Genomic DNA, 13,063 nt, shown 5'->3' on the forward strand with positions numbered 1-13,063 from the left:
AGATTATTTAACCGGAAAACCTCGATCACGCATGAGCGCCTTCACATCCGCATCACGCCCGCGAAATTCACGATATGCCTGCGCAGGATCGACCGAATTACGTACCGAGAACAGATGTTTAACCAGTTTATCGGCAAGCTCTTGATCATAAAATCCGCCCGGCGCTTCAGCAAAGGCTTCTGCCGCGTCCGAAGTTAGCACTTCGGCCCACATATAACCGTAGTAGCCGGCTGCATACCCCTCTCCGGAGAACACGTGACCAAACTGTGGAGTACGATGACGCATAACGATTTGCTCCGGCATATTCATCGCCGCCAGCGTTTCGCGCTCAAATTTATCCACATCAATTCCTGCAGGATCAATACTGTGCAGCTTCATATCAATCAATGCCGATGCCAGGTATTCGGTGGTTTTGAATCCTTCATTAAAGGTGGCGGCATTTTTGATTTTTTTGACTAACTCTGCCGGGATCGGCTCACCCGTTTTGTAATGCACCAGATAGTTGTCGATCACCTCATCGGTGGTCAGCCAGCGCTCCAGTAGTTGTGACTGAAACTCGGTATAATCGCGCACCCCGCCATTTAAAGTTGGATAAGCCACGTCCGAGGATAAATAATGCAAGGCATGGCCGAATTCGTGGAAATAGGTTTCGGCATCATCCCAGGAAATCAGCACCGGCTCACCGGCTGCGCCTTTAACAAAGTTCGAATTGTTGGATGACAACACATTCTTGTCACCATCAAAAGTGGTATGACTGCGATAACTGGTAGCCCAGGCACCGGAACGTTTACCGGTGCGGGCAAAAGGATCCAGATACCATAGACCTATATTATCGCCCGTGATTTTATCCGTCACTTCCCATACTTTGACGTCTGGATGAAATACCGGAACCGATCCTTCAGGCACCGGGGTAAAGGCAAAACTAAACAATCGCCCTGCCACGTAAAACATCGCTTCACGCAGTTTGTCCAGCTGCAGATATTGTTTCACCTGATCAGAATCCAGATCATATTTCTGTTGACGCACCTTCTCGGCATAATAGCGATAGTCCCAGGGTTCGATTTTGATATTGGCCCCCTCTGCATCGGCCACCGCTTGCATATCGACAACTTCCTGTTTGACTCGGGCAATAGCTGCAGGCCAAACCGATTCCATTAATGCCATTGCCCGCTCGGGCGTTTTGGCCATACGGTTTTGCAGTTGCCACTGGGCGTAATTGTCATATCCCAGCAATGCCACACGCTCGTCACGCAACTGCAGGATTTCGGCAATAATCGCATTATTATCGTGCTCGTCGCCGTTATCACCACGGTTGTAATAGGTACGCCAAACCTGTTCGCGCAAATCTCGCTGGTCGGAAAAAGTCAAAAAAGGATCCATCGAAGAACGGGTGTTGGTGATAGCGTACTGCCCGACTTTATCTCGCTGTTCGGCAGCGGACGCTGCAGCGCTAATCACTGAGTCAGGTAGGCCGCCGAGTTGATCCTGAGTTAAGTAGGTGACGTAACCTTCTTCATCCGCCAAGACATTATTACCAAACTGGGTGTAAAGTTTGGCCAACTCCTGATCAATAGCAGCATAACGCGCTTTTGCCTCACCACTTAAGGTCGCGCCATTGCGCGCGTAGCTATCATAAATCAGTTTAACCAGGCGTTGCTGATCCAGTCCAAGCGTGGCGTACTCGTCACCTTGATAAACGGTTTTGATCCGCTGGAACAGCTTGTCATTCTGGGTTAAACGCGAATTGAACGCAGACAGTATTGGCGTCATTTCACGCTGAATATCACGAAATTCTGGACTGGATTGATTGCTGCGCCAAATACCGTAATAGCTGTATACGCGATTCAATGCCTGGCCACTGCGCTCCAGCGCTACTATGGTGTTGTCGAAAGTCGCGGGAGCCGCATTATTGGCAATCGCCTCCACTTCTGCTTCATTTAATGCCATTCCCTGTTCAAGTGCGGGCTTTAAATCAGCCAGGTTCATCTTGTCAAAAGCCGGTACACCACCATAAGGGCCACTAAATTCAGCCAATAACAGATTGCTGTTAGCCGGTTGTTCTGCTGCAGGTTGGGCCGGGTTACTGGCGACAGTATTTTCCGGGGCTTTATTACAGGCTGCCAAATTACCGGCAAGAGCAGCTGCAATAAACAGACTCAAGAATTTTTTATTTATCATTGTTATTCCATCCAGTTGTTAAATCCGTTTTCGAGTTTAATGACGCGAATTTGTTCATACAATAAACAATAAAACAAATTAGGTTACGATATGTTACCTCAACTATTGTGACATACCTCGGCGCTAAGGTATTCTAGGTAATTCATACACCCTTTTTATCCGACAGTTTTGGAAACCTAATTCAGATGGAAAAACAGTACAACCCCCAGCAAATCGAAAAAGCCGTTCAACAACACTGGGAGCAAAATAAGGTTTTCAAAGCCGTTGAAGATGCCAGTAAACCGAAATATTACTGCCTTTCAATGTTCCCTTATCCCAGCGGACGACTGCATATGGGGCATGTACGCAACTACACCATCGGTGATGTGATCAGCCGTTATCAACGCATGCAGGGCAAAAATGTGCTGCAGCCCATGGGATGGGACGCATTCGGGCTACCCGCTGAAAATGCCGCGATTGCCAATCATACCGCTCCGGCCAAATGGACCTATTCCAATATTGAATACATGAAAAACCAGCTCAAATCGCTAGGTTTTGGCTATGACTGGGATCGCGAAGTCGCCACTTGCAAAAAAGATTATTATCGCTGGGAACAATGGTTCTTTACCCGTCTGTTTGAAAAAGGCCTGGTGTACAAGAAAAATGCCACGGTGAACTGGGATCCTGTCGATCACACCGTATTGGCCAATGAGCAAGTTATCGACGGGCGCGGCTGGCGTTCTGGTGCACTAGTCGAACAAAAAGAAATCCCGCAGTGGTTTATAAAAATCACCGACTATGCCGAAGAACTGTTAACCGAGCTGGATGATTTGCAAGAATGGCCTGAACAGGTTGTAGCGATGCAGAAAAACTGGATCGGTCGCTCCGAAGGCGTGGACATGACCTTTAATTTGGCCAACAGTGACAAGACTTTCGATATCTATACGACTCGCCCGGATACTTTGATGGGCGTGACTTATGTTGCATTAGCTGCGCAACATCCGTTGGCACTGGAAGCAGCCAAAAACAACGCCGAATTAGCCGCCTTCATTGAAGAATGCAAAAACACCAAAGTGGCCGAAGCTGAACTGGCCACCATGGAGAAAAAAGGTTGTGCTACTGGCCTCACCGCCATCCATCCGATTAGCGGAGAACAGGTGCCGGTCTGGGTCGCCAATTTCGTGTTGATGAATTATGGCTCGGGTGCTGTTATGGCGGTACCTGGACACGATCAACGAGACTGGGAATTTGCCAGTAAATACGGTCTCGACATTAAGCAGGTTATTGCGCCACTGGATGACGGAGCCGAATGTGACCTGACTCAAGCGGCTTACACCGAAAAAGGCAAGCTGATTAATTCGGCCGAATTTGACGGTCTGGAATTCGACGCCGCATTCAACGCTATCTGTGCCAAATTGATGGCCGAGGGCAAAGGTAAAAAAACGGTCAATTATCGTTTGCGCGACTGGGGCGTGTCCCGTCAGCGTTATTGGGGCTCACCTATTCCGATGTTGAATCTGGACAACGGCGAATCAGTGCCGGTTCCGGTCGAGCAACTCCCGGTAGAATTACCCGAAGATGTGGTGATGGACGGTGTTATTTCGCCGATTAAAGCGGATCCTGAGTGGGCAAAAACTGAATATCGGGGACAAGCAGCACTGCGCGAAACCGATACTTTCGATACTTTTATGGAATCCAGCTGGTATTACGCCCGTTATTGTTCTGCTCAAAATGATCAGGCCATGCTCGATCCTGCCCAAGCCAATTATTGGCTGCCCGTCGATCAGTATGTTGGCGGGATTGAGCACGCCATTTTACATTTATTGTATTCACGCTTTTTTCACAAATTATTACGCGACGAAGGATTAGTCCAAAGCAACGAGCCTTTCAAGCGTTTGCTATGCCAGGGCATGGTGTTAGCTGACTCGTTTTACCGCACTGACCAGACGGGTAAAACCACCTGGTACTCCCCTGCCGATGTTGAAATCGAAAAAGACGACAAGGGACGAGTTATCAAAGCGGTGTTAAGCACCGACGGCCAGGAAGTGCAGCATGGCGGCATGACCAAAATGTCGAAATCGAAAAACAATGGTATTGATCCGCAAAAAGTCATTGATCAGTACGGAGCGGATACTATTCGTTTGTTTACTATGTTTGCCGCGCCACCGGAACAAACGCTGGAATGGATTGACTCTGGGGTGGAGGGCGCGAACCGCTTTATCAAACGTTTCTGGAAGCTGGTACAAGCTCATATCGCTCTGGGTGAAACACAGCCACTTGTCATCAGCTCGCTAACGGCGCAGCAAAAAACCTTACGTCGTGAATTGCACAAGACCATCGCCAAAGTCAGCGATGATGTCGGTCGTCGCCAGACATTTAACACCGCCATCGCTGCGGTGATGGAATTGCTAAACCACTTGCAAAAAGCGCCGCAGGAAACTGAACAGGACAGAGCCTTGATGCATGAGGCGATCACGGCGTTAGTGCAGTTACTGACCCCGGTCATCCCGCATGTTTGCCACATACTTTGGCAGGATTTGGGCCACACAACAGATGTAGAATTATCAGGTTGGCCCATCGCCGACCCGGCGGCTCTGGTTGAAGATGAAAAACTGGTGGTAGTGCAAGTTAACGGTAAGCTACGCGCCAAGATCACCGTGGCTGCCGATGCCGAAGCCGAATTGGTTCAACAACAGGCGCTGGCCGAAGACAATGTCCAGCAATTTACCGATGGCAAAACCATCCGAAAAGTCATTTATGTACCAGGTAAGCTGGTCAACATCGTGGCCAACTAGAATGTTGTTGCCGCGGTTGGTGGTTCTGGCAGTGTGCCTCAGCTTAACAGGCTGCGGATTCAAGCTGCGCGGTACCAATAGTATCCCGGCTGAATTTCAGACTATACAACTGCAAGGGGTTAGCCAGTACGATCCCTTGTATCGGGCGGTCAAAACCAAGTTGCATAACCATAAGGTAACAGTAACCGAACCCGAAGATCCGGCGTTACCAATACTCAAACTGGTCAAGGATAATCTGGAGCGGCGCTTACTCTCGCTGTTTGCTACAGGTCAGGTGGCGGAATATGAACTGGTCTATACCGTCACCTATGTGTTGATTATGCCGGATGCAACAGATGGCGAAATATTCGAATTTGATATTGTGCGCGAATATCAGGACGATCCCAACGCGGTGCTGGCCAAATCCAGAGAACTGGATTTGGTGATGAAAGAAATGCGTAACCAGGCGGCGGACAAAATTATTCGCCAACTGGCTAATCACAGCAGTCAAAATCCTCAGCAATAATGCAAATTTATCCTAATCGCTTTAGCGAACATTTAAACGGACAGTTAAAACCTTTTTATCTGATATTTGGGGACGAGCCACAACAGAAAATTGAGGCGATAGAACAGTTACGCTCAGCCGCAAGGCAACAAGGTTTTGATGAGCGTCAATCGCTACAGGTCGATAACCAGTTTCAATGGTATAGTCTGATTGAAGCCAGCCAATCAATGTCACTATTCTCCAATAGGCAAATTATCGAACTAGAACTGCCGACCGGTAAACCCGGTACTGAAGGCAGTAAAACCTTGGTAACGTTGGCCGAACACACTAATCCCGACACAATATTTGTACTACATGGCGATAAAATCGGCCGTGACGTACAAAACAGTAAATGGTTTAAAACTCTCGACAAACAAGGCGTATATGTGCCCTGCTATCCGGTTGAAGGTCGGCAGTTGCAACAATGGATTACCAATCGTTTAAAGCTCAGGCAAATCCGGACCAGTCCGGAAGCGGTAGCGTTATTGGCCGAACACTGTGAAGGTAATCTGCTCGCCGCCCAGCAGGAAATTGATAAATTGCCGTTACTGTTCCCTGATGGCCAAATTGATTTTGTACAACTTCAAAAAGCCGTTGGCGATCACGCGCGTTTTAACGTTTTTCAACTGGTTGATGTACTGCTATCCGGTGATATCACTAAAACGATCAGGATGCTATATCGGCTTGAAAGTGAAGGAATCGAACCTGTTGTGATCCTCTGGGCATTAAACCGGGAATGGCAGACCCTTTACGAGCTCAAATTTGCCCAACAGCAAGGACAAAATCTCGGGCAGCTATGGAAAAGCATGCGGATCTGGCAAAGCCGTCAGTCGCTCTATTCTGCCGCTTTAAATCGATTATCGATGCAGGATCTGGAACGTATGCAGCCCAAACTAGCGGCGCTGGATCAGGGATTAAAGCAAAGTTCGATCTTGCGACCGTTTATCGAGATCAGTCATTTATGTCTACTTTTTATGCCTATGCAACTGGATAATATTGCGCTGGACTATGCCTAATGCTGGCAATATTCGGTGGCACCTTTGATCCAATTCACAAGGGACATTTACAACCGGTAGCCCAGGCAGCAGGCCAGTTACGGATCGAACAGGTTTATCTGTTGCCTTGCCATATTCCGCCTCACCGCCAGACACCAGCAGTTGGCGCACAACAGCGGCTGGAGATGGTTAGGCTGGCCTGTCAGGATAATTCGCTATTTACTGCCGACGATCGGGAGTTACGCCGTAACACGCCCTCCTATTCTTTTGATACATTGTCTGAATTTCGACAACAGTTTCCAGACCAGTCAATAGCTTTTTTTATGGGTATGGATGCATTTAACCATTTCGATAGCTGGTATCGTTGGCAGGATATACTGAAGTTAAGCCACATTATCGTCTGTGCCAGACCCGGCTATGCGTTAACCCATAACAGCGTACTGGACAAGCTGGTTGGCCAACAAGCCAACCAGAGCGTAAATGCACTGCATGACACAGGTTCAGGTATTATCCATTTTGCCGAAATGGAGCTAATTGATATTTCGGCCACCGCGATCCGGCAGCAACTTTCAGCAGGACAGCCACCATCAGATTTACTGCACCCCGCCGTGGCAGAATATATACGCCAACACGGCCTATATACTCATGCCACCTAAAAATAACCGGTTCTGAAGCCATTTATACTGCGTTGACTATTTTTGACTTAGTCCCCTGAGCCTGTAAACCGTCGCCTTGTCTAAATGGCTTTAAATTCCCGCTGAAACGCGCATTTCGAGGTGGCATGGGTATACAGTTAACCAGTTCGTGATAAACTTATAACTGTATAATTAATCCCGTCTAAAGGAAAAACTGTTGGATAACGAACAACTGACCAAGTTTGTCATTGATAAAATTGAAGATCTGAAAGCCCGTGACATCATCCAGATGGATGTCACCGACAAATCCACTATTACCGATTGCATGATCGTTTGTTCCGGTAATTCCAAACGTCACGTCGTCTCCATTGCCGAAAATGTGATCACCGAAGCCAAACACGCTGGTGAACCGCCTCTGGGCGTTGAAGGTCAGGATACCGGTGAATGGGTATTGGTGGACTTGGGCAATGTGGTATTGCATGTGATGCAGGATGACACCCGCGATTTTTATCAACTAGAAAAACTTTGGGGTTAGTAGCACGACCTAATTAACGACATGCGTATCCAAATCATTGCGGTAGGCAGTAAAATGCCGGCTTGGGTAGAACAAGGCTATCAGGAATATGCACGTCGGCTTAATGCCGACGTTGTTTTACAACTCACCGAGATCCCGGCCGGTAAAAGGGGAAAAAATGCCGACATTGCCCGAATTCTGCACAAAGAAGGCCAGCAAACCTTAGCCGCCATTCCCAAAGGGAATCGAATTGTGACACTGGAAGTCACCGGGAGACCCTGGACAACACCGATGCTGGCGAAGAATATGGCCGATTGGTTAATGGATGGACGTGATGTGAGTTTACTCATTGGTGGTCCGGAAGGGCTGGCGCCAGAATGTATCGCTGCCGCGGAACAAAAATGGTCTTTATCCCCTCTAACGTTACCTCACCCGTTGGTTCGAATCGTGGTGGCGGAAAGCTTGTATCGAGGATGGTCTTTAAATAATAATCATCCCTACCACAGAGAATAGGTTGTCATAGGTGGCGTCAAAAAGAATAACAATAAGAGACCACACCGCCGAAGCAAATTTATTTGCCCGCCGTTCGGTGATTGCGTTACTGATAATTTTTATTGCTCTGGCAGTACTGATTAGCAATTTATACTATCTGCAAGTGACCCGTCATGATGACTATCAGACCCGCTCAAACGGTAACCGCATTAAAGTCCTGCCAGTGGCGCCCAACCGCGGGTTAATTTACGACCGCAATGGCGCCTTGCTGGCGGATAACAAACCGGTGTTTCGTCTCGAAGTTGTACCTGAGCAAAGTGATAATCTGCAACAAGTCATTACAGAACTGACCGAATTGCTAGGCATTGACGAACAGGATCTTGAAAGTTTTCAGAAAGATCTTAAAGGTCAACGGCGTTTTAAGCCTGTTGCGCTGATCAATAACATGACCCAGGAACAGGTGGCGCTTTTTTCAGTTAACCAGCATAAATACCCGGGTATCAGCGTAGAAGCACGCCTTAAACGCTACTATCCATACGGTGATGCTCTCACCCATGTCCTGGGCTATGTGGCTAAAATCAATAAACGCGATTTGCAGAAACTGGTTGAAACCGAACAAGATGCCAACTACGCCGCGACCTATGACATAGGTAAACAGGGGGTCGAAAAATACCATGAAACCCTGTTGCACGGTGAAGTGGGATATCAGGAAGTGGAAGTGAATAGCCAAGGCAGGATTATCCGCACGCTAAAATTCCAACCCCCGGTTCCCGGTACCGATATTGTGCTTAATATCGACATTAAAATGCAACAGGTGGCACAACAGGCGCTAGGCGAAAATCGTGGCTCGGTGGTGGTGATCGATCCTCGTGACGGTGGCGTTTTGGTGTTGTATAGCAATCCCAGTTATGACCCCAATCTGTTTGTGCATGGCATCAGCAGCAAGGATTACAGCGACTTGTTGAACTCTCCTGACCGTCCCTTGATTAATCGCGCCACTCAAGGACAGTACCCCCCCGCATCAACGGTCAAACCGCAATTGGCTTTAGCTGGTTTAAATGAAGGCGTGATTACCGATAAAAGCCGGGTCTATGATCCGGGCACCTATCAAATTAAAAATGGTCCACGCACATGGCGTGATTGGTTACCATGGGGGCATGGCTGGGTAAATGTTACTAAAGCCATTGAGGTTTCTTGCGATACGTTTTTCTATGATTTGGCCTATCGACTGGGAATTGATCGCATAAGTGAAACAATGAGTAAATTCGGCTTTGGCGAATATACCGGCATCGATTTGTATGAAGAGTCTGATGCCAATATGCCCAGCCGTGGCTGGAAACGCGCCCGTTACAATAAACCCTGGTATATAGGAGACACCATACCAGTGGGAATTGGCCAGGGTTACTGGACAGCAACGCCATTGCAGTTGGCCCAGTCTGTCAGCACTCTGGTTGATCGTGGTCATTCCTATACGCCACAAGTCATTCGCGGCTACAAAACCGATGAACAGCAGATTTTGTATCCACCTAAAGAAAATATGCCAATCATATTAAATGATGAAAAACACTGGGATACCGTTCTGGATGCCATGTATGGCGTAGTAAACCGCGTGGGAGGCACCGGCTACAAGGCCTTTGCTCATACCCACTATGTATCGGCGGGTAAAACCGGCACTGCCCAACTTGTCGGTATTGCCGAAGATGAAAAATACGATGCTGAAAAACTCGCCGCCCATTTACGGGATAACGCTATGTATGTAGGTTTTGCGCCTTATGAAAATCCGCAAATGGTGCTCACCATAGTGGTAGAAAATGCCGGACATGGTGGCTCGCAGGCGGCCCCTGTCGCTCGGGCCGTAATGGACTACTATTTTCCCAAACCGGAGGAAGCGGCAAATGCTACGCAGTAAACTTAATCCCGATAAACTTTCTCCGCTGGGCCGCTTCCATATTGACGGTATTTTACTCAGCGGACTGGTCATTTTGATGTGTATCGGCCTGTTTGTAATCTATTCTGCCGGTGGACAGGATATGGACCTGATCTATCGGCAGTTAATTCGACTGGGTTTTGCCTTGCTGGTGATGGTTGTTATGGCGCAAATTCCTCCCATGGCCTATCGTCGCGTATCCATTTATTTCTATATCGTCGGGATCGCCATGCTGGTGGCAGTATTGGTGATAGGTACTATCGGAAAAGGCGCACAGCGCTGGCTGGACTTAGGTTTTATGCGCTTTCAACCTTCGGAAATCATGAAACTGGCGGTACCTATGATGGTGGCCTGGTATATCAGTCGCTACAATCTGCCACCTAGACTACAACATGTGTTTATCGGGTTTGTACTGGTTACTATCCCTACCCTGTTAATTGCCAAACAGCCGGATCTGGGGACGTCTTTACTGATCGCCAGTTCCGGTATTTTTGTGATTTTTCTGGCCGGTATGAGTTGGAAATTACTGGCTACGTTAGCCGCAATGGGTTCCGGTTTTGCCCCAATCATGTGGTTTTTCCTGATGCAGGATTACCAGAAACAACGGGTACTCACTTTTCTTAATCCGGAAAGCGATCCGCTCAATAGCGGTTATCATATAATTCAGTCACAAATTGCGATTGGTTCGGGAGGATTGCAAGGTAAAGGCTGGCTGCACGGTACCCAATCGCAGCTGGAGTTTTTACCCGAGCGCCATACCGACTTTATTTTTTCGGTCTTCAGTGAAGAATTTGGGCTGGTGGGTATTCTGGCATTACTGACGATCTACCTGTTTATTATTGTGCGCGGTATGCTCATTGCGATGCGCGCTCAGGATGCCTACAGCAAACTGCTGGCTGGCAGCATAACCCTGACCTTTTTCGTATATGTATTCGTCAATATGGGCATGGTATCCGGTATTCTGCCTGTGGTGGGAGTTCCCTTGCCGCTGGTCAGTTACGGTGGCACATCCATGGTGACCTTGCTGGCCGGGTTTGGTATTTTAATGGCCATAGGCACCCAGAAACGACTTTTATCCCGATAACAATAACAAGGTGGATGTCCTTTACATGCGACTGTTAATAAAAATAGGCTGTTTCAGCCAGTTATTGCTGGCTTGTTCGGTATTAGCCAACTCTCCCTTACCCGCCGCGCAACAGACCTTTGTTGACCGGATGGTCAGCAAACACCAGTTTGATGCTGCGCAGCTTACCGAGTTACTCCAGACAACCCACAAGCAGCAAACCATTATTGATGCTATCCAGCGCCCCTGGGAAGCCAAACCCTGGTACCAGTATTATCCGATTTTTCTGACTGAAAAAAGGCGTAACGACGGTGTCGAGTTTTGGCTAAAACATGCCGAAGCCCTGCAAAAAGCAGAGCAGCAAAGCGGTGTTCCGGCTGAAATCATTGTCGCTATTCTTGGTGTGGAAAGTAATTTCGGTACCCATCAGGGCAACCATTCGGTACTGGATTCACTGTATACATTAGGTTTTCACTATCCGGCCAGAGCCAAGTTCTTTACCTCAGAGTTGGAACAGTTCCTGTTATTGTGCCGCGAAGAAAAATTCGATCCCAGATTAATTCAGGGCTCCTATGCCGGTGCAATGGGATGGGGACAGTTTATCGCATCCAGTTATCGCCATTACGCGGTTGATTTTGATCAGGACAGTATTCGTGACCTGCTGAATAATCCCGAAGACGCCATCGGCAGTGTGGCAAATTACTTTCAAAAAAATGGCTGGAAAAAAGGTCAACCTGTGGCGTTCAAGGCAAAATTAACCAATTCAGACGTCGAATCATTATTGTCCAAAAATCTCAAACCTGAACATCAATGGCAGCAAGTGCAGCGCCGGGGGATCAGTATTGATGGTTCTCTGGATAACCATACTCCGGTCAAGTTGCTGCAGTTTGATTTAAGCCAAGGTCATGAATACTGGGTCGGTTTAAACAATTTCTATACTATTACCCGCTACAACCACAGCCCGCTGTATGCCATGGCGGTGTATCAGCTCAGTCAGCAAATAAAACAGCAGCGACAACAGCAGATATGAAATTAACCTGGCTACTTTTATGGGTAATGTTGCTCGGTGGTTGTGCCAGCAACTATGGCCGTTATCATCAACGTAATGATTCTGCCCCGCATACATTACCGGATAATATTTCCCAGTCGGATGCTACCCCCCGCTACGAAGCCCATTATGCTGCGAGCCTGCGTCAATATAGTGTGCTAGGTCAGACCTACACACCGATGAACGCGGATCAGGCGCGCCGTTATTCCGCTACCGGACAAGCATCATGGTATGGGCAAAAATTTCACGGGCATCTCACAGCGAATGGCGAAACCTACGATATGTATCAAATGTCAGCCGCACACAAAACCTTGCCATTGCCAAGTTATGCACGTATTACCAATTTGGCCAACAATAAACAGGTTATCGTGCGCGTCAATGACCGTGGCCCTTTCCATGGCCATCGACTTATCGATGTTTCTTATGCGGCGGCCAAAAAACTGGATATGCTTAAACATGGCGTGACCAATATTCGCCTTGACGTGATAACTGTTGATCAGCAAGGCAATATGCTAGTTGCGGGTGAACCTATAGCGCCACCGGCCCAGACTAAGACGGATTCGAATAAAGCACTTTTTATTCAGGTAGCGGCACTGCAGGATAGTCACAAGATTAACCAGATTGCCAAAGGCCTGACCGTCCTTTATCAGGTTGGGGCGCATACTCCGGCAGAAAACGGCCTGTATCGCCTGCGACTGGGCCCGCTTGCCGATGAACAGGCGGCCAATGAACTGCTAAAACGGTTAAAACATGACGGCTATCCAAATGCATTTACCTTATATGCACCGCAATAAAACCGTCAGAAGAGCAAACTTTTTAGCAAAACTATAGTCTTATTGGCGAATAGCCAAAAAAATCCGCGGCTAAGCCTCATATTTATTAATAAAAATGATATATTGTGGCGCGTTTCGTTA

11 protein-coding genes are annotated in these 13,063 nt (G+C 47.9%); 10 read left to right on the top strand and 1 reads right to left on the bottom strand.

Annotated features, from left to right (window positions below; genetic code table 11):
- Positions 1-3: 3 nt before the first annotated feature.
- Entirely contained in the window at positions 4-2,178 is a 2,175-nt protein-coding gene (locus V1467_RS11260; RefSeq protein ID WP_416305071.1) for a M3 family metallopeptidase, read from the bottom strand.
- A gap of 185 nt (positions 2,179-2,363) precedes the next feature.
- Between V1467_RS11260 and leuS the strand changes: the two genes are divergently transcribed.
- The 10 genes from leuS to V1467_RS11310 all read left to right on the top strand — a co-directional run bounded on the left by leuS (position 2,364) and on the right by V1467_RS11310 (position 12,943).
- A complete protein-coding gene (gene leuS / locus V1467_RS11265; protein WP_416305072.1) occupies positions 2,364-4,952 on the top strand; it encodes a leucine--tRNA ligase in 2,589 nt (862 codons plus the stop codon).
- A 31-nt stretch (positions 4,953-4,983) separates the two neighbouring features.
- A complete protein-coding gene (lptE, locus tag V1467_RS11270) occupies positions 4,984-5,457 on the top strand; it encodes an LPS assembly lipoprotein LptE (protein WP_416305073.1) in 474 nt (157 codons plus the stop codon).
- A complete protein-coding gene (gene holA / locus V1467_RS11275; protein ID WP_416305074.1) occupies positions 5,457-6,491 on the top strand; it encodes a DNA polymerase III subunit delta in 1,035 nt (344 codons plus the stop codon). Before lptE ends, holA begins: the two co-directional genes overlap by 1 nt.
- Positions 6,491-7,126, top strand: coding sequence for a nicotinate-nucleotide adenylyltransferase (nadD, locus tag V1467_RS11280; protein WP_416305075.1), 636 nt, complete (start codon positions 6,491-6,493; stop codon positions 7,124-7,126). The genes holA and nadD overlap by 1 nt, the downstream gene beginning before the upstream one ends.
- Before the next feature lie 196 nt (positions 7,127-7,322).
- A complete protein-coding gene (gene rsfS, locus V1467_RS11285) occupies positions 7,323-7,640 on the top strand; it encodes a ribosome silencing factor (RefSeq protein ID WP_416305076.1) in 318 nt (105 codons plus the stop codon).
- A 21-nt stretch (positions 7,641-7,661) separates the two neighbouring features.
- Complete coding sequence (rlmH, locus tag V1467_RS11290) at positions 7,662-8,132, top strand: 23S rRNA (pseudouridine(1915)-N(3))-methyltransferase RlmH (RefSeq protein WP_416305077.1); 471 nt, start codon at positions 7,662-7,664, stop codon at positions 8,130-8,132.
- Positions 8,133-8,142: 10 nt separating this feature from the next.
- Positions 8,143-10,020: a penicillin-binding protein 2 gene (mrdA, locus tag V1467_RS11295; RefSeq protein WP_416305078.1), complete on the top strand. Its 1,878-nt coding sequence runs from the start codon at positions 8,143-8,145 to the stop codon at positions 10,018-10,020.
- Complete coding sequence (rodA, locus tag V1467_RS11300) at positions 10,007-11,122, top strand: rod shape-determining protein RodA (protein WP_416305079.1); 1,116 nt, start codon at positions 10,007-10,009, stop codon at positions 11,120-11,122. The genes mrdA and rodA overlap by 14 nt, the downstream gene beginning before the upstream one ends.
- A gap of 25 nt (positions 11,123-11,147) precedes the next feature.
- Positions 11,148-12,131 (top strand): lytic murein transglycosylase B, encoded by a 984-nt coding sequence (gene mltB / locus V1467_RS11305; protein ID WP_416305080.1) that lies wholly within the window; start codon positions 11,148-11,150, stop codon positions 12,129-12,131.
- Positions 12,128-12,943, top strand: coding sequence for a septal ring lytic transglycosylase RlpA family protein (locus V1467_RS11310; protein WP_416305081.1), 816 nt, complete (start codon positions 12,128-12,130; stop codon positions 12,941-12,943). Before mltB ends, V1467_RS11310 begins: the two co-directional genes overlap by 4 nt.
- The last annotated feature ends 120 nt before the right edge of the window (positions 12,944-13,063 follow it).

Origin of the sequence: Neptunicella plasticusilytica (assembly GCF_047922965.1) — a bacterium.
Classification (GTDB): Bacteria; Pseudomonadota; Gammaproteobacteria; order Enterobacterales; family Alteromonadaceae; genus Neptunicella; species Neptunicella plasticusilytica.